The 17,611-nt window shown below is 43.2% G+C and carries 16 protein-coding genes and 1 riboswitch; of the genes, 3 read left to right on the forward strand and 13 right to left on the reverse strand.

Features of this window, described 5'->3' with window-relative positions; translation table 11 throughout:
- Positions 1-40 precede the first annotated feature (40 nt).
- The 6 genes from Q5873_RS06070 to Q5873_RS06095 form a co-directional block, all read right to left on the reverse strand.
- Positions 41-703, reverse strand: a complete 663-nt coding sequence (locus tag Q5873_RS06070) for a thiamine phosphate synthase (protein WP_303059854.1) — start codon at positions 701-703, stop codon at positions 41-43.
- On the reverse strand, positions 696-1,904 hold the full coding sequence (gene thiH, locus Q5873_RS06075) for a 2-iminoacetate synthase ThiH (protein ID WP_303059855.1): 1,209 nt from the start codon (positions 1,902-1,904) through the stop codon (positions 696-698). The genes Q5873_RS06070 and thiH overlap by 8 nt, the downstream gene beginning before the upstream one ends.
- 12 nt (positions 1,905-1,916) lie before the next feature.
- Positions 1,917-2,720 (reverse strand): thiazole synthase, encoded by an 804-nt coding sequence (locus Q5873_RS06080; protein ID WP_303059857.1) that lies wholly within the window; start codon positions 2,718-2,720, stop codon positions 1,917-1,919.
- 60 nt (positions 2,721-2,780) lie between these two features.
- Positions 2,781-3,476 (reverse strand): sulfur carrier protein ThiS adenylyltransferase ThiF, encoded by a 696-nt coding sequence (thiF, locus tag Q5873_RS06085; protein WP_303059859.1) that lies wholly within the window; start codon positions 3,474-3,476, stop codon positions 2,781-2,783.
- Between the two features lie 2 nt (positions 3,477-3,478).
- Complete coding sequence (gene thiS, locus Q5873_RS06090; protein WP_303059860.1) at positions 3,479-3,682, reverse strand: sulfur carrier protein ThiS; 204 nt, start codon at positions 3,680-3,682, stop codon at positions 3,479-3,481.
- A 145-nt stretch (positions 3,683-3,827) separates the two neighbouring features.
- A riboswitch (TPP riboswitch) is annotated at positions 3,828-3,934 on the reverse strand.
- Positions 3,935-3,995: 61 nt separating this feature from the next.
- Complete coding sequence (locus Q5873_RS06095; RefSeq protein ID WP_303059861.1) at positions 3,996-4,892, reverse strand: pirin family protein; 897 nt, start codon at positions 4,890-4,892, stop codon at positions 3,996-3,998.
- Between the two features lie 387 nt (positions 4,893-5,279).
- Between Q5873_RS06095 and Q5873_RS06100 the strand changes: the two genes are divergently transcribed.
- The gene (locus Q5873_RS06100; RefSeq protein WP_303059863.1) at positions 5,280-6,461 is read left to right on the forward strand and encodes an MFS transporter; all 1,182 of its coding nucleotides are present in this window, start codon (positions 5,280-5,282) and stop codon (positions 6,459-6,461) included.
- Between the two features lie 321 nt (positions 6,462-6,782).
- Here Q5873_RS06100 and Q5873_RS06105 read toward each other — a convergent pair whose 3' ends face one another.
- From Q5873_RS06105 to fusA, 3 genes are all read right to left on the reverse strand, one after another.
- Entirely contained in the window at positions 6,783-7,679 is an 897-nt protein-coding gene (locus tag Q5873_RS06105; protein ID WP_303059865.1) for a DMT family transporter, read from the reverse strand.
- The gene (locus Q5873_RS06110; protein WP_303059866.1) at positions 7,679-8,149 is read right to left on the reverse strand and encodes a NanQ anomerase/TabA/YiaL family protein; all 471 of its coding nucleotides are present in this window, start codon (positions 8,147-8,149) and stop codon (positions 7,679-7,681) included. The genes Q5873_RS06105 and Q5873_RS06110 overlap by 1 nt, the downstream gene beginning before the upstream one ends.
- 231 nt (positions 8,150-8,380) lie before the next feature.
- Positions 8,381-10,450, reverse strand: a complete 2,070-nt coding sequence (gene fusA / locus Q5873_RS06115) for an elongation factor G (protein WP_288190184.1) — start codon at positions 10,448-10,450, stop codon at positions 8,381-8,383.
- Positions 10,451-10,688: 238 nt separating this feature from the next.
- Between fusA and Q5873_RS06120 the strand changes: the two genes are divergently transcribed.
- On the forward strand, positions 10,689-12,089 hold the full coding sequence (locus tag Q5873_RS06120) for an amino acid permease (protein ID WP_303059868.1): 1,401 nt from the start codon (positions 10,689-10,691) through the stop codon (positions 12,087-12,089).
- Positions 12,090-12,244: 155 nt separating this feature from the next.
- A complete protein-coding gene (locus Q5873_RS06125; RefSeq protein WP_303059870.1) occupies positions 12,245-12,745 on the forward strand; it encodes a GNAT family N-acetyltransferase in 501 nt (166 codons plus the stop codon).
- 126 nt (positions 12,746-12,871) lie between these two features.
- Here the strand turns inward: Q5873_RS06125 and Q5873_RS06130 are convergent, their stop codons facing one another.
- From Q5873_RS06130 to serC, 4 genes are all read right to left on the reverse strand, one after another.
- Positions 12,872-13,168: a DUF1294 domain-containing protein gene (locus tag Q5873_RS06130; RefSeq protein ID WP_205087797.1), complete on the reverse strand. Its 297-nt coding sequence runs from the start codon at positions 13,166-13,168 to the stop codon at positions 12,872-12,874.
- Between the two features lie 186 nt (positions 13,169-13,354).
- On the reverse strand, positions 13,355-13,993 hold the full coding sequence (locus Q5873_RS06135; protein WP_303059873.1) for a histidine phosphatase family protein: 639 nt from the start codon (positions 13,991-13,993) through the stop codon (positions 13,355-13,357).
- 219 nt (positions 13,994-14,212) lie between these two features.
- The gene (gene serA / locus Q5873_RS06140) at positions 14,213-15,802 is read right to left on the reverse strand and encodes a phosphoglycerate dehydrogenase (protein WP_303059874.1); all 1,590 of its coding nucleotides are present in this window, start codon (positions 15,800-15,802) and stop codon (positions 14,213-14,215) included.
- A 13-nt stretch (positions 15,803-15,815) separates the two neighbouring features.
- On the reverse strand, positions 15,816-16,883 hold the full coding sequence (gene serC / locus Q5873_RS06145; RefSeq protein ID WP_303059876.1) for a 3-phosphoserine/phosphohydroxythreonine transaminase: 1,068 nt from the start codon (positions 16,881-16,883) through the stop codon (positions 15,816-15,818).
- Positions 16,884-17,611 lie beyond the last annotated feature (728 nt).

Consider the following 17,611-nt stretch of genomic DNA (forward strand, 5'->3'; position numbering starts at 1 on the left):
TAACTTAGATGTTCCGCCTTCAGTCATATAGCAATTTTCTTCATTTTAACTGAGGTTTTACTGAAAAATTCATAGCCGCCGATCGTACACAGTAACCAGCCACTCCAGCCTGTACTAACATTCCTTGACGTATGTCATTCAGCTGCAATCCTCCTAAAGCATATACAGGACAACTAACCTTATGACAAATAGCTGCTAGTCCCCGTAAACCCAATGGCTGTGCATCCGGTTTACAGGAAGTAGGGAATACAGGACTTGCTATTATATAGTTAGCACCGGAAGCTTCAGCTATCATTGCTTCCTCTACAGAATGAACAGAAACACCAACACCACCAAACCCATTATCATTTGGTCTACTACATAACCAGTGCGCTTCACTTGGCGCATTCTTTCTCCACCTCAACCAGGGCATCAACGGCATATGTACGCCAACGGCATCATTTTTTATCGCTAAATCAGGGTGATTGTGCATAAGTACTGAAATTTGTTTCTTCCCAACAACAGAAGAAATCGATTGCCATATTTTTTCATATATTGGATCTGTTACATCTTTCTCTCGAACAATAATAGCTTGTGGTGTATACACCTTACAAAGCTCAGCGATTTGTAATGCCAGCGGTTGTTCCGCACAATGTCTATCAGTAATCACTATCCATGGAAGTGTAGTCCTACCATCCTCTTGACATGCAGTTAACTTAAACATATATATAGTCCACCGGCACCGGCTGCAAGCCTAGCTTTTCTAAATCTGCACATACTTCAGAAACAGATCGTCCATCGGCAATTTCAAACTGTGCATCCCCATCATGATTTGTCTTTTCACTATGAGTCCCTATTCCAGTGCTTACACCTGCGGACAATTTATTTGCTGCAATGCTTGCCATCGCATTCCGCACACGAGCACACTCCCGTGTTGATACCGTAATAGATGCGGAAGGTATAAATAAACGATATGCACACACAATCTGTAATAGCTCTGCTTCGCCAATACCTGTAGCAGTTATTGATGTATTATTTTTTATAGGCCGTAGGCGTGGACATGAAAAAGCAACTTCCGCATGCGGATAGGCTTGTTGCAACAGTCTAGCATGAATCCCTGTTGCATATGCGTCTTTTCTAAAATCAGCTAATCCTAGCAACGCTGCAAATCCCACTCCACGCATGCCGCCGCGCAAAGCTCTTTCCTGTGCATGAAAACGATAGGGGAATATGCGCTTGGCACCGGCAAGATGTAACTGTTCATATACCAGGCTGTCATACGTTTCTTGGAATACCGTTACATAATCAGCACCGCACTGATGCAATAATGCATACTCTTCACTGTTTACCGGATATATTTCAAGCCCAATAACCCGAAAATACTTTCTGGCTATTTGGCATGCTTCACTAATATAGGGAATATCCGACATGGATCTGCTCTCACCGGTAAGTAATAAAATCTCCTGTAGGCCTGTAGAGGCAATAGCCTGCATTTCTCGTTCAATTTCATCACGATTGAGTGCTGCCCTCTTAATTGTATTATGGCAATTAAACCCACAATACACACAATAGTTTTCACAATAATTAGATAAATATAACGGGGTAAAAAGCTGTATGCCATTTCCGAAGTACGCTTCTTTTACAGCCTTAGCCTTCTGGGCCATTGCCTCCAAATACGGCTTTGCTGCCGGTGATAGTAGTGCGCCAAAATTCTTCCATGACAGTCGATCCGCTTGCAGAGCCTCTTCCACATCAATGGCGGTATATTCATTTGGTCTGTATGCCTCTCTGGCAGATATAACCTTGTGCATCAATGTTTCATCAATTACTTCCATACCGGTTATATATGACATCGAATCGCTTCGTGTCTGCTGCCATGCTTGTCGTACCACATCATTTATAATTGTCTTGTTTATATCGTACATGTTCTCCTCCTACTATCGTAAATATCCCGTAAGAGGTGAAGATGCTTGTCCACCACGTTCAAGTACGCGTCCCATGCCGGATACATACGCCCTACGACCGGCTTGAATGGCCATATTAAATGCCTTAGCCATTCCGGAAATATCCTTAGCTGTGGCAATAGCTGTATTAGCCATAATAGCCGTAACCCCCATCTCCATAGCCGCACATGCTTCCGACGGTTTTCCTATACCGGCATCCACAATAATTGGTACTGAAAGTTCGTCTACTAACAATTGAATCCATTCTTTATTAATAAGCCCTTTATTAGAACCAATCGGTGCTGCCAAAGGCATTACACACGCCGCCCCTGCCTGCACTAAATCTCTTGCTACTGTCAAATCGGGAAACATATAAGGCATAACTACAAATCCCTCTTTCGCCAGCTGTTCTGTTGCTCTCACGGTTTCTTGGTTATCCGGTAATAGATAACGGCTATCTCTCATGATTTCAATTTTAATAAACGGTGTGTGACAAATACGATGAGCCAAATGAGCAATCCGCACAGCCTCTTCTGCGTTACGTGCTCCTGAAGTATTAGGCACTATACTCACTGTTGACGGAATATACTCTAAAATATTAGCCGCACCGCCTTCATTTGTTCGCCGTAAAGCCAATGTAATCAATTCTACCTCAGCTGCTTCCGTTACAGCTTGTACTAAGGGTAATGAAAACTTACCCGAGCCTAAAATAAACCGTGATGAAAATCGATGGTCACCCAAATACCATTCATCATTTTGTCCATTCTGTTCTGCTGTCATCAGTATATCTTCTTTCATACCTACGCCTTTACCTCCTTCTTCTACATCTTTTACCGGTTTAACTTATATTTTCCTACCTCACGGTTTTCCTCCCAGTACAATAGACGTCACCACATTAGCCATTTGTGAAGCACATAATACAACCCTTGGCGCCATGACGGAATTTTTTCCTTCGATCCCGCTATACCCATCGCCACATAAATATAGATGAGTTCCTAAACGTTTTACACACATATCATTCGTTCTTCCATAACCGGCCATACCATTACCTGACACAATAGTTATTTCCGGTAATTGTCGACGGATCTCTCTCACTAACATTGCTTTTTGATCTGCCACATCAAACGCTTCGCAAACGATCGTCGACTCTTGTAAATAAGGGATCACAGTAGACGGGGTCAATCTATCGGTAATACAAGTAATTTGTATGCCGGGATTAATCATCGCTAAAATTTTACGCAATGCCTCCGTCTTATACTGTCCCACATGGTGTAAAAAATAATGCTGTCTGTTTAAATTTGTTATATCTACCCTATCAAAGTCAATCAACGTTAATTTTTCTATACCAATACGAGTTAATTGAACGGCAATATTTGATCCCAATCCTCCCAATCCGGCAACTGCCACATGTGCCTTGGCTAATTGTTCCTGCACGTCTCTGCCATGGCGACTACATAAAGCCTGCCACAAGCGTTGTACATCATTCTCCTCTGTTTCCAAAGGTGGCCATGAATCTATGCTCTTAAAATTTGTCTTCTGTTTATTTTTTTCCATTATCATCCACCGCCAACAAAACTAACAACTTCTATCTGCATGCTATCACTTAGTATTATGGCTTCATATGCTTCAGGCTCTACAATAGTACCATCAAGTTCTACAGCAACAGTTTTAATCGCATAGCCTTTGCTTTCTAACCAATGTGCCAACGATATTGGATCCGCGATTTCTACACTATTACCATTTACCAAAAGCCTTACCATACATATTTCCTCCTTTCTAAAAAAGAGCTCACAAAGGATGACACCCGCGGTGGTGTCCCCCTTCATGAACTCTGTTCAATCACATGGCCCTGCTATAATTCTATTGAAAAAATAAAAGGGGAATAGGTCATCTACCTATTCCCGCAAATCTTCATTATATAATCCCTACGTTGGCATTACCCAAATCAGGTTTGCGGGTCGAAGTCTTTAGCTTCCTCTCAGCCTGTCACACAAGCTCCCCTTATTATTTTTACAAAGCAATCATACGCTTTGCATTACGCTATTGTCAAGTAAATAATGACTGAAACATTTCTTAGAAATTCCACGTACCGAATTTTCCATCGTAGAAATCTTTTTCCGCTTGACGGATTTCTGCCTGTGTATTCATCACAAACGGACCGGCTGCTACAATCGGTTCATTAATTGGTTCGCCGCTAAGGACGATGAGTTCTGCCCCTTCTTCACCGGCTGTAATTGTAACTTGACCGGCCTCATCGGCAAATACTGCCAGCTCTCCTTGCTTTACTGTTTCATTAGCATTCAAGGTTGCCGTGCCGTAAATGGTGAGCATTAACAGATGATAGTTCTCCGGTTCCTGTACCGTTACCGTTTTCCCCGGTGCTACTTTGAGTCGATATATATTCATCGGTGTGAACGTATGCGCCGGTCCCTTGGCACCAAACGCCTCTCCGGCTACCACAATGGCTTCACCATCCTTACCATCATCACCGATTGTTGCCGTTCCCATCTGATTGGCTTCCAATGCTTGATACCCCGGTGTTGCCATCTTATGTTCAATAGGCAAGTTCACCCACAGCTGTAACACACGGAACGAACGATCATGTTTGGCATATTCCTTTTCATGATACTCCTTGTGCAGGATACCGGCACCGGCGGTCATCCACTGTACATCGCCGGGCTCGATAACACCATGATTACCACGATTATCATGATGCTCTACTTTACCTTCGAACGCAAAGGTAACTGTTTCGAAACCTCGATGCGGATGGGCACCTACACCAACTTCGTCTTCTGTGCCCGGGAATATAGTAGGCGCATTGTAATCCATCAACAAAAACGGAGAATACCTACGCATATCACGACCATATACAGCTGCCGGCAACAACTGATTTACTTTAAATCCGTTACCTACCCAATGATATCCAATCCCTCTGATAATTTCCTCTACGTTTCTAATTTCTTTATTCATACTATATCATTCCTTCCTCTTTTCGACATCGCTGATGCCGTCTTCTTTTATATCCATAATATTCGATGTATTCAATTTGCCATTATAATACTATATTTTTATATTGTAGTCAACTTTTCTATACTTACAGTTTTATTTTTCTGTAGGATATCCTATAGCTCAAGTATTTCAAAAACAGCGCCATACATCTACAATCAATATCATCTTTACTTTGTAGCCTAATATATCTCTTTTTACAGCATTCTTTTATAGGAAACTATTTATTCCCTAATAGTTTTCATCGTATAATAACTATAGAACAGAAATAGATTATGAAACAAGATAACATATCATAGTCTGTTATGGACTGTAAAATACAACACACAATGGGTAAGGAAGTGATTAGCTATGGAACCATGGAGACGCACCGTCTATATTTGTTTATTCGGTGCTTTTCTGGCATCAACGGGCATCAGTCAACTAGCCCCTATTTTACCGATTTATTTACACGAACTGGGGATGGAAAGTTCTAAGGATATTGCCGTTTGGTCCGGCTGGGCTATGGGCATTACCCATGTGGTCGTTGCTTTATCCGCTCCCTTTTGGGGCAAGCTGGCCGATCGCAAAGGCAGAAAAATTATTCTTCTCCGTGCCGGCTTTGGCATGATGATTTGTAACATACTGATCGGATTTGTAACCAGCCCTATTCAGCTGGTAGGTGTCCGGTTATTGCAAGGCTTGGTGTCGGGCTATTTTTCCGGTTCCATTACATTGGTAGCTACGGAAACACCGGAAAAGCATACCGGTTGGGCTCTCGGTTTATTAGCCAGCGCCAACTTAGCCGGTGCCTTATTGGGTCCTCTCATCGGAGGTTATTTAGCGGGCATATTCGGTATACGCAGCACCTTCTTTATCACTGCCGCCCTGCTTTGCGTTTCCACATTAATGACACTGTTTTTTATCCACGAAAATTTTACACCGCAGCCTACGGTAGAAAAGCAAGGATTCTCCGAGTTGCGTCATAAACTGGACTCTTTTGAACAGCTCGTTATTATTTCCGTCTCTTCCTTTATCTATGCCGTAGCTTTTATGTCCCTGCAGCCAATCATCACTGTGTATGTGCGTGACATCGTTCCACCGGCTACAGAGCATTTGGCATTATTGGCCGGGCTTGTATTCTCGGCAACCGGCTTCGCTCAAATGGTGAGTAGTTCCTTCTTAGGTCGTCTTATCGATCGCGTCGGTCCTCGCAAAGTTCTTATCATCGCTTTGTTATACGTAGGGCTTCTTCATATTCCCCAGGCCTACGTCACCGATGTATGGCAACTGGGCCTGTTGCGTTTTCTTCTTGGCTTAGGATTAGGCGGACTCCTACCTGCGCTTAATACCTATATTTCTTCTCATACACCTAAGCAATATTCCGGCCAAGTATTTTCCTATAATCAATCCATGCAGTTCTTCGGTTATTTTCTGGGATCCATCGGCGGTGCTTCACTCATGGCTTGGTTTGGCTTCACCTTTCTCTTCTGGGCAACGGGAATTCTCTTTATGTTAAATGCATTATGGGTATTCCTACGCATCCGGTCATAACATCGTATATACCTATATCCAATAAACCATTTTACTCTACTTGCACAGCGCATCAAAAACTCTACTCACATACCGCATCAAAATAATTTTTATGATTCTCCCTTTGCTTTCATCCTACTAAAGATACATAAAATAGCCTTTATAATCTATTTCTCTCTGACTTCTTATAAAACTATTCTGTCTCTTCTTTATACAAAAAAGTGGTGTCTATCTTGTACATAACGTCATGCATATATGCTAACGTACCGTTACAAGAACAGACACCACTTTTCATTTTCCCCACATTCTTAACTTACTCGTATTCTTATTGTCATCGTATTTTTAGTTTGCTTTCTTTTCATTGGCCAATATAAATATAGTGGACAAAATCATAACAAAGCCAATCATATCCGATGTAACAAACGTATTCCCCAATACTAACCATCCCAATAACGCTGCCGAGATTGGTTCAATGGAAGATAAAACCGAACCACGCACGGCACCGATACGGCGCACACCCTCCAAATAGGCGTTAAAGGACACCACTGTTCCTAAAATAACAATGCCGAATAAGGCACCGAATGTCCACATATCCCATTTTCCGGGCACTTCATGAAGAGGCCATGCACCATATGCCAAAATTCCGCCGGCCATCATCGCCAATCCTACAACCGGCCCGGTCCCATAGGTTCTTAAAATTTGCACCGGCTGCACGCTGTATATAGCTACCGCTACGGCTGATAGTAATCCCCAGAAAAGCACGGCTTCATTGATGTTCAACTTTGAAAAATCACCGTGCAGTGCAATCAGGGCCGTTCCTACGGTAGCCAATAATACACTGATACCCTCTCCCCAGCTGGGCTTTACACGGTGGACTACCGACATATATATTATAATCATAGCCGGAGCCAAATATTGCAATACCGTAGCGATACCGGCACCGGCATAAAAAATAGATCGGAAATAGGAATATTGGCACAATGCCATCCCCAAAATGCCGAAGACTAATAGCTTGGCCGTATCCTTTGGACTTTTAAAAATCCGAAACATCGTCCCTCGCATACGAAAAAAAACATAGAATACCGTTATGGCACCGGCTAACAACAAGCGTACAACCAACAGCCATTCCGGCGTAATTCCCCGTTGTTGCTGAATAAACTGGGCACAAATCCCCGAGAATCCCCATAGGATACCACCTAATAACGTCAATGCAATACCAATCAGCGTATTCCTATCCACTACAATGCCTCCACACTCACTTTAACGACTACCTTGCGAACCGCCTGCGGTGTATCATCAATCGCCATTAACGGACGATGAATATCTTCCGGGAAAAAGATAGCATAGCAGCCTTCACGCAAATCGAGTACACCTTCATCAGTCAGCGTCGTATCATAAAACCATAAATCCCGTTCCGGCATAGCCTCCGTCGGCTTTGCCTGTCCTCGGTCACAAGCAAAGCCAATACGCTCATGCCCTTTCACCATGAACTGCACATCAATGTAACGCTTATGTTGTTCCGGTTTTGTATCTGTCAGGCATCGCGTCGATACGGCATCTACATTAGCATACATCCGCTCTCCATCAATACCAACACGCCCCGGTTCCATCGCCATAAAGTCATGTTTCTTTAAAAATGTTAACGCTTCTTCTAACGCCTTGGGCAAATGAAACTGTGTAAAATCTATATCCAATGTTCCGAATATCATCGCACACCCTCCATTCCTACTACCGAGCACTGCCGCTCACAACTACAATATTTCCTCTACTATACCACCCCTCCCCCCTAAATGGCAACCGAAAGCCCTTCGCTTCGCCTCTCTTCTTTTACCTTCTTTCCACATACTCCCTCATAAGAAGAGGCCCCGTATATAAGTCGAAAAGCATTCATCAAACCTGCTTTTGCTTCCTATATACGGGGCCTTCCTTACTATATACTGTTATTCTTCCTTCGCTTCATACTTTGCGATAATTGCTTCTGCTAATTTATGGGGTACTTCTTCATAACTGCTAAACGTCATATTAAATACGCCCTGTCCTTGCGTCATGGAGCGCAACACTGTTACATAATCCAGCATTTCCGCAAACGGTACTTGGGCCTTAACAATGGTGATACCTTCCCGTTCACCCTGTTCCATACCAAGCACGCGACCGCGACGACTGTTCAAGTCGCCCATGATGTCACCCATAAACGAATCCGGCGCAATAACATTTACCTCATATACCGGTTCCAACAAGACCGGCTTAGCTTCCGGAATAGCTTTCTTTAATGCCTGCGCAGCGGCTACCTTGAAAGCAAGTTCCGACGAATCCACGGAATGATACGAGCCGTCAAGCAAGGTAACCCGTACGCCAATCATCGGATAGCCGGCAATTAATCCCTTGTCCAGCGTTTCCTTAGCACCTTTTTCTACGGCCGGAATATACTGTTTCGGAACAGCACCGCCGAAAATTTTATCTACAAATTCAAAATCCGTACCATCATATAACGGCTCTACGCTAATCTTAACGTGACCGTACTGACCGTGGCCGCCGCTTTGTTTCTTATGCTTGCCTTCCACTTCGGCACTGCCGCGAATCGTTTCTCTATACGGAATATACGGTTTTTCTAATTTTGCTTTCACACCGTATTTGCGTTCCATCTTATTCATAATGTGTTCCAGATGTACTTCACCCATGCATTTTACCTGCATCTGACGACCTTCTACATCCTTCACAACTACACAAGTTAAATCTTCTTCGCCAATTTTCTGCAAAGCCGAGGCTAACTTTTCTTCGTCCCCCTTCTTTTCGGGAACCATAGCTACTGTAAGCAGTGGCTGCGGGAATCGAATTTGACGATATTTTACCTTGAACTCCGGTGTGGCAAAGGTATCGCCCGTCTTTGATGCAGCCAATTTAGGAATGACAACAATATCTCCTGCACCGGCTTCCGTAACCGGTACCTGCTGCTTCCCGATAAGCGTATACATCTTGCCCCATTTTTCTTCTACCCCTTGGGTTACATTAAGAAGCTTGTCCCCTTCTTTTAATTCACCGGAGAACACGCGAACAAAACTTTGCTTACCGGCGAAAGGATCGAGAATCGTCTTAAATACAAAACCTGTAAACGGCTTGTCCACATGAACAATCTTTTGTTCTCCCGAATCTACGTCTTCTGCCGTCATAACTCGTTTGGTAGCATCCGGCATATAGCGAATCATGCGGTCCAGTACTTGATCCATACCGATATTCATAGCTGCACTACCGCACATAACAGGGCATACACGACCGGTAATCATACCTTCTCTAAGCCCTTGGCGAATTTCTTCCAACGATAACTCTTCACCGTCCAAGTATTTTTCCAGCAATTCGTCATTGCCCTCGGCAGCAGCTTCTACCGTCATTTCGCGAATTTCTTCTACCTTATCGGCCAGTTCTGTCGGTACCGGAACTTCTGTCATCTTACCGTTGTCATATACATAAGCTGTGCGCTTAGCCACATCTACAACGCCTTTAAACTCCGGACCTTCACCGATAGGTACCTGCAATGGCATGACAGCCTTGCCGAATAATTCGCGCATTTTTTCCAAAATTCCGAAGAAATCGGCTCCTTCCATGTCCATCTTGTTGATAAAAGCCATCCTCGGCATCTGCAGTTCTACGCCATAATCCCATGCACGAACCGTGTCTACTTCTACGCCGGATGTCGCCGACAATACCATGAGCATACCATCCGAAGCACGCAAGGCCGCGCGTACTTCTCCGTGAAATTCGGAATAGCCCGGTGTATCAATAAAATTAATTTTATGATCCTTCCATTCACATGGTGCCATTCCCAACTGGATGGTTACATTGCGTTTAATTTCTTCCGGTTCAAAGTCCATAATATGCTTATTATCTTGTCCCTTACCAACGGAAGCCACTGCTCCGCAAGCCAACAGTAATGTTTCTACAAGAGCCGTCTTACCTGCTCCGTCATGGGACACAACTGCCACATTACGGATTAAATCACCTGCATATTCTTTCATACAAACCGCCTCCTTCAAAGCGTAGAACTCACGCAATTGTCATTACTGTAGTTAATTCTATGCCTTACTATTAAAATCCTTCATAACAATTATACAAATTTTGAATTTTAACATTTTGGCATAATGCCCCTGTAAAAGTGCCTTCAAATTACAAAGACAACTGTCTAGTATATGTGATATACTGCTAAGAGATACAGTAATGGCACATGATGTGCCGAAACAAGGGAGGACTCAGTCTATGAAAGACGCAACTAACGACGTATCTTCGCAAGATTCGTCAACAAACAAGCATATGAAACGAGGTTTAAAAAATCGTCATATGCAAATGATTGCCCTCGGCGCTTCTGTCGGTACCGGATTATTTTATGGATCCGCACCAACCATCAAGCTCGTCGGTCCCGGTATTATTATTTCCTATTTATTGGCAGGCATTTTTATTTTTCTCGTCATGCGCATGCTCGGTGAAATGTCTGTTCGCGAACCGGTGTCCGGTTCCTTCAGCTATTTTGCCAATAAATATTGGAACGGCTTCGTCGGCTATCTGGCCGGTTGGAATTATTGGACGCTGTACATGCTGGCCGGAATGGCAGAACTGGCTGCCATCGCCGTCTATTTACAGTTTTGGTTTCCCGGACTGCCTCAATGGCTGAGCACACTGCTGTGCATTGTCATTATTACCTCCGTCAACCTCGTCCATGTAAAAGCCTACGGCGAAGTTGAATTCTGGGCATCCTTTATAAAAATTGCAGCCATCGTAAGTATGATACTCTTTGGCTTCTATCTCATCTTTGCTCACATGGGACCGTTCCCGCAAAACTTCAGTAATCTTTGGAACAACGGAGGCTTCTTTCCTAACGGTAGCTGGGGCTTCCTTTGCTCACTGGCCGTTGTTATGTTTTCCTTCGGCGGTGTCGAACTCATCGGCATTACCGCCGGTGAAGCCGAAGATCCAGAAAAAAGCTTGCCTCGTGCCATCAACGAATTGCTCCTTCGCATTTTGATTTTCTACATCGGCACCATGGTTGTCCTCATGACCCTGTCTCCGTGGGATAAAGTAGGCCTTACCGCCAGTCCGTTTGTTCAAATCTTCCAAGACATCGGTATTCCCGCAGCGGCCAATATTTTAAATCTTGTAGTATTGGTAGCGGCCTTATCCGTATTCAACAGCATCTTATATAGTAACTCGCGTATGCTGTATGGTTTGGCCCGGGAGGGTAATGCACCGAAACTGTTTGGCTATCTCAGCGCTCGCGGTGTACCGCTTATCGCAACGCTGTTTTCATCGGCGATTGCTCTCATCATCGTCTTGATGACCTACCTATATCCAAGTGCGGGCGAAGTCTTCATGCATTTATTGGCACTTGTTGTAGCCGGCCTTATTATCAGCTGGTTTGTCATCGTTGTAACACATATGAAATTCCGTTGTACTTTCACACGAGAAGGTCGTTTAGATGAATTAAAATTTAAATCGCTGCTATATCCGGTTAGCAATTACTTCTGCATTGCCTTCTTGCTTACGATAGTCGGTGTCATGTGGTTCATGGATTCCATGAGAACATCCGTAATTATTCTACCGTTCTGGGTACTCTTTTTATACATTACCTATCGTATTAAAAGCCGACGAACGATAAAAAAATAATAGTTTCCAAACCATTATTGTCATATGATACAATAAAGGGGCTGTAAGAACATGATGCATGTTCCTAACAGCCCCTATTTTTATGTTTGCTATTCTTATTATAAATTTATAGAGTATCTATCATTCGTACTTAGTTATCATATAAGGAGTTTGTCATGTCACTACTTATTCGCCCGGCCATGCCAGAGGATTGTGAAACCATCGCCTACATAGAAAAGCTCTGCTTTTCATCAACCGAAGCTGCCCCTTTAGAAAGTATTCGAGAACGACAAAAGCTATTTACGCATACATTTCTGGTAGCCTGTCTTGATACAACTATCGTCGGTTTTATTAACGGATGCGTAACCCAGCAACCACATATTACCGATGATCTGTTTCACTCTACCGCATTACATGATGATCAAGCACCTACACAAATGGTATTTAGTTTAGCCGTACATCCCGAGTATCAGCATCAAGGAATTGCTATACGCCTTATGCACGCCTTTATCGAAATAGCTCGCATGAATAAAAAGAAACGTCTGACCCTAACCTGTAAAAAAGAGCTCATTTCTTTCTATGAGCAATTCGGCTATGTCAATGAAGGCCTTGCGCAATCAACACACGGTGGATCTACATGGTACAACATGACCATAAACTTTCCCGAAAATCAATAATACAACTACTCTCCGCTAAAATCAGACATCATCAAACTTGCCTATACTCTATGTTTCCCCAGTAAAGCCCGAGTACATGCAGGGCAAAAAAACGGTTACAAGATAAAAAATATCTTGTAACCGTTTTTATATAATATGATGTATATTAAGCCAAATCAAAAGCAGGCAATGAAGCATCAAACATAGAGGCACACCAATTCGAAATTTCCAGTGCAATGTCTTATGATGGAAGATTCTCATTCCCATAATAGCACCTACACTTCCTCCTATGGCCGCCAGTACCAAAAGCATTATTTCAGAAACTCGCCATCTATGGTGAATAGCGCAATATTTATCCCACCCATACACAGCTAATGACAATAGATTAATACCAGCCGCATACCAGAGGATCCATTGATGAATCTCATTGTTAATCGTAAACATATATACACTCCTTTTAGATGGTGTAACCATTATACCATATGTTACACGATATGTATGGGGCATCTCTTTTTTATATTACAGCCAAACTATATGTCCACAAATTTTTCAAAAGCTTGCTCTTATATAAATAGGGTCTGAGCAAAAATTGCTCAGACCCTATTTACTATTCCTCAGCATAGAGTATGACTATAACCCTTTTTGCTCAATGCCACTGATTAGATAGCCCATGTGTGCGGTAGCATTTAACGTGACAATTCTCCACATTCCTTCATCGTACTCCAAAACATTGATACATGCATTATCCTGTTTGATCTGCCAGAAATGGGCAACGGACAACCCCATGCAATCACAGATGATTGCTTTATTCACTGCATCATGGGCGCAAACCAACAATGTTTGCCCATCATAGGTTCTCGTGTATTCATCGAAAGCGGCACGCACTCGAATCCGCACATCCTCCAATGATTCACCTTTCGGCATTGTCACCTTCTCCGGTTCCGTTCGCCACAAAGCCAATTCATGTCCGTAGGTCTTAGCTACATCATCGGCCAACTTTCCTTCCCATAAACCATGGGAAATTTCCAATAATCGATCATCCTTATGTACTGCTATCCCATGTTTATCTGCCGCCATCTTACACGTCAAATAAGATCGTTGCAAAGGACTGGCAACAGCTGCATCAATGGGCACCTCCGCCAAAGCGATTGCTGCCCGTTGGCCTTGCGCGATACCACGTTCAGATAACTCTGTATCCACCTGCCCTTGAAAGCGCCCTTCAATATTCCACTTCGTTTCACCATGACGAACCAATATAATTCGAAGCATAGTACCTCCTTATCCACTGTACTTAGCACATACAAGAGCGCACTTTCTTACATAGTCTACGCCCTCTCTATCTCCAACCTACTTAACCCTATCACTCTATATCTCAACCTGCTTGAACTTCTCGCTCTGTATCTCATCCTGCTTAAATCTTACACTCTATATAACAGCCTTCTTAAATCTTACAATCCATATACCAACCTGTCCGATTAAGCGCAGACATCAATGCTCGCAATGAATAATCTTCACATCTTGAATACCTTCAATATTAAGCAACGCCGGAATAATCACCGTAGGAATATCCTTATCGACACCAACTGCCATAACATTAACCCCCTTGGCATTCGATGCACCTACTTGCATACTGTTAATATTAATATGAGCGCCGCCCAGTACCGTTGCCACCTGACCGATCATTCCCGGTTTATCCTCATGAGGAGCTACAATAAAACAACCCTTAGGTTCCAAATCAACGCGGAAATGATCCAGTGCCACAATTTTGGCTTCCTTACGATCAAATAATGTAGCCGTTACCTGATGACTGCCCGCATTGGTTTCAATAGTCAATGTGACCGTATTCGTATAATACCGTCCTCGAGCCGTCTTCGTTTCTCGAATATCAATATGGCGTTCCTTAGCAATACCGCGGGCATTTACAAAGTTCACCGGTTGTTGTAATACCGGCGATAACAACCCCTTGAGTATAGCCGTTGTCAGCGGTGCCGTCTCCGTTTCTGCCAGTTCCCCCGTATATTCTACGGCAATACCGGAAATACGTCCGCCTGCTAAATCAATCGCAATATGGCCGATACGTTCACATACATCAAAATAAGGTTGAATCACTCGTAACGTTGCCTTTGTAATAGGCGATGCATTGACCGCCGTAGCCACCGGTTCACCATGCAACACCTGTCGAACACCTAATGCTACATCCGTAGCTACCCCGGCTTGAGCCTCTTTTGTAGAAGCTCCGATATGAGGCGTTAATGCTACATTCGTCATAGTAATAAACGGATTATTTTCCGGAAGCAAAGGTTCCGATGCCCACACATCAATACCGGCTGCCGCCACCTTACCGCTGGCCAAGGCCTCTGCCAAAGCCTTTACATCTACAATGGCCCCGCGAGCTGCATTAATCAAACGAACACCGTCTTTCATTTTGGCGATTTCGGCAGCACCAATCATTCCTCGTGTTTCTTCCGTAAGCGGCGTGTGCAAGGTGATATAATCCGATTCGCCTAAAAGCGTATCCAAATCAACCAACTCCACACCCAACTCCTTAGCGCGCTCCTCTGTAATATATGGATCGTAACCGATGGTGCGCATGTTAAACGCCTGTAACCGTTTGGCTACATTGGAACCAACTCGGCCTACACCGATAATCCCTACCGTTTTATCCAACAATTGAATCCCTGTAAAACTTTTTCGATCCCAACGCCCTTCTTGAATCGATTGATTGGCCTGAGGAATGCAACGTGTCACCGAAAGCATCAGCGCAATAGCATGCTCGCACGCAGCAATTGTATTCGATTCCGGCGTATTCACCACCGTAATCCCTCGGCGCGTAGCCGCTTCAAGATCAATACCGTCAATACCTACACCGGCTCGGCCGATAACTTTTAAATTATCTGCCGCTTCAATGACCTTTTTCGTTATCCTCGTCTGACTACGTGTAATAATGCCATCGTACTCGCCGATAATTTCACACAATTCGTCCTCGGTCAAATTCTTACCAATAACAACCGTATATTCTTTTTCCAATAACTCCTTAGCTTCCTTAGCTACATCCTGTGTAATATATATTTTTTCCATTTGAATCTCCTCCTCAATGATTATTCTGAAATTCTTTCATAAACATAGCCAACGCTTCCGCTGCCTCTAACGTAACTGCATTATATAATGACGCCCGTAAACCACCTACCAGACGATGACCTTTCAATCCTATAAAACCATGTGCCTTTGCTTGCTCTACAAATTCCGCCTCCAGCTCAGGAGTTTCTAATGTAAACGTCACATTCATTCGACTTCTATCCTCTTTTACCGCATGGCCTCGATAAAAACCTTCACTGCCATCGATTACAGCATAAATTTCTGCTGCCTTTTTTCGATTAAGAGCCTCCATTGCTGTAAGGCCGCCCAATTTTTCTAACCACTGTAATGTTCGATTCACCGTATAAATAGAAAATACCGGCGGTGTATTATACGTAGAATCGGATTTCACATATGTTTCATAACGGAAAAATTCCGGAATATCCGTCCGGGCTCGCTCCAGTAGTGATTCCTTCACGATCACTAAAGCCGTTCCGGCCGCTCCCAAATTTTTTTGGACCCCTGCCCACATCAAATCAAATTTTGTAAAATCATAAGTTCTGGATAACATGTTAGAGGACATATCCGCAATCATCGGCACTTCTACGCGAGGAAACGCTTGATACTCCGTACCGTAAATTGTATTATTAGCGCACAAATACAAATAATCCGTACCCGCTTCTACTTTTACTGCCTTAGGAATATACGAATACTGCTTATCTTTTGATGAAGACGCTTCATACACGGTACCATAATAAGAGGCATTTTTCATTGCCTTCGTTGTCCAAACACCCGTATCTGCATAGGCACCCTTACAGTGAAGAAAGTTCATAGCCGTCATAATAAACTGCATCGTACCGCCGCCTTGAACGAATACAACTTTATAGGAATCATCAAGACCCGTTAGATGGTGTACCAATGCCTTCGTCTCATCCAACATAACCTGAAATTCCTTAGAGCGATGAGAAATCTCCGTAATCCCCATACCGGTCTGACGGAAATCCGTAAGATCCGCTTTTAATCCTTCCAGTACCTCTAAAGGCATTGGCGATGGGCCAGCGTTAAAATTATATACTCGCTTCATAGTGTCCTCCTACTCTAGTACTACATATCAAATAATTTTTCTAATCTTAACAGATAACATACATCCCTAAACACAAAAAGAGAAGCTGTCCCATGGGACGAGCTTCTCTTTTCTCGCGGTGCCACCCAAGTTAACACGTAAGGAAATAAGAGCAATATAACAGTAGCTTATCATCATAGCGATACTCTTCATCAAGTCACAATCAGTTATACCTCATCATACCTATGATTGATCCTATGACTGATGCCTAACTTAACGCATACTAAAAAAGGCTCTCATCCTCTAAGGGACGAGAGCACCCGCGATACCACCCAAATTGCCTTACGGCCATCTTTAAACAGCTATAACGGGCATACCCGAAAGACTCTTCGCCTTCATCTCAGGAGCGGAAGAATAACTGAACATTGACAACTCGCACCACCCGTTGCCTCTCTGAAAATGTGAGGAAATTCCTTCTCCATCATCGCCAATTTACAATATCTGTACACATCTATCTTAAATAGACACATGTATATTTTATATACGCATTATAAATGAATTTCTCCAAAAGTGCAAGAAAAATTTTTTGCATCCCTTTCTATACCAGAAACTACTTTTAATTGTATACTAATTAAATTCCTTGCACAGCATACAGCTTATACGGAATTAAGAAAATACATAAATAACAAACTGCCTATATGTACAACAAAAGCGTCAACCTTTCGGTTGACGCTTTCTTTTCAATCAGC

This window comes from Veillonella magna, assembly GCF_959600285.1.
Classification (GTDB): domain Bacteria; phylum Bacillota; class Negativicutes; order Veillonellales; family Veillonellaceae; genus Veillonella_A; species Veillonella_A magna.

Bases quoted from the DNA above. Each gene is read 5' to 3' on its own strand.
- thiF (WP_303059859.1), bottom strand. From the start codon at position 3,476: ATGGAAAAAAATAAACAGAAGACAAATTTTAAGAGCATAGATTCATGG.
- Q5873_RS06130 (WP_205087797.1), bottom strand. From the start codon at position 13,168: ATGTTTACGATTAACAATGAGATTCATCAATGGATCCTCTGGTATGCG.
- Q5873_RS06120 (WP_303059868.1), top strand. From the start codon at position 10,689: ATGAAAGACGCAACTAACGACGTATCTTCGCAAGATTCGTCAACAAAC.
- Q5873_RS06125 (WP_303059870.1), top strand. From the start codon at position 12,245: ATGTCACTACTTATTCGCCCGGCCATGCCAGAGGATTGTGAAACCATC.
- fusA (WP_288190184.1), bottom strand. From the start codon at position 10,450: ATGAAAGAATATGCAGGTGATTTAATCCGTAATGTGGCAGTTGTGTCC.
- thiH (WP_303059855.1), bottom strand. From the start codon at position 1,904: ATGTACGATATAAACAAGACAATTATAAATGATGTGGTACGACAAGCA.
- serC (WP_303059876.1), bottom strand. From the start codon at position 16,883: ATGAAGCGAGTATATAATTTTAACGCTGGCCCATCGCCAATGCCTTTA.
- Q5873_RS06095 (WP_303059861.1), bottom strand. From the start codon at position 4,892: ATGAATAAAGAAATTAGAAACGTAGAGGAAATTATCAGAGGGATTGGA.
- Q5873_RS06110 (WP_303059866.1), bottom strand. From the start codon at position 8,149: ATGATATTCGGAACATTGGATATAGATTTTACACAGTTTCATTTGCCC.
- Q5873_RS06135 (WP_303059873.1), bottom strand. From the start codon at position 13,993: ATGCTTCGAATTATATTGGTTCGTCATGGTGAAACGAAGTGGAATATT.
- Q5873_RS06100 (WP_303059863.1), top strand. From the start codon at position 5,280: ATGGAACCATGGAGACGCACCGTCTATATTTGTTTATTCGGTGCTTTT.
- thiS (WP_303059860.1), bottom strand. From the start codon at position 3,682: ATGGTAAGGCTTTTGGTAAATGGTAATAGTGTAGAAATCGCGGATCCA.
- serA (WP_303059874.1), bottom strand. From the start codon at position 15,802: ATGGAAAAAATATATATTACACAGGATGTAGCTAAGGAAGCTAAGGAG.
- Q5873_RS06070 (WP_303059854.1), bottom strand. From the start codon at position 703: ATGTTTAAGTTAACTGCATGTCAAGAGGATGGTAGGACTACACTTCCA.
- Q5873_RS06080 (WP_303059857.1), bottom strand. From the start codon at position 2,720: ATGAAAGAAGATATACTGATGACAGCAGAACAGAATGGACAAAATGAT.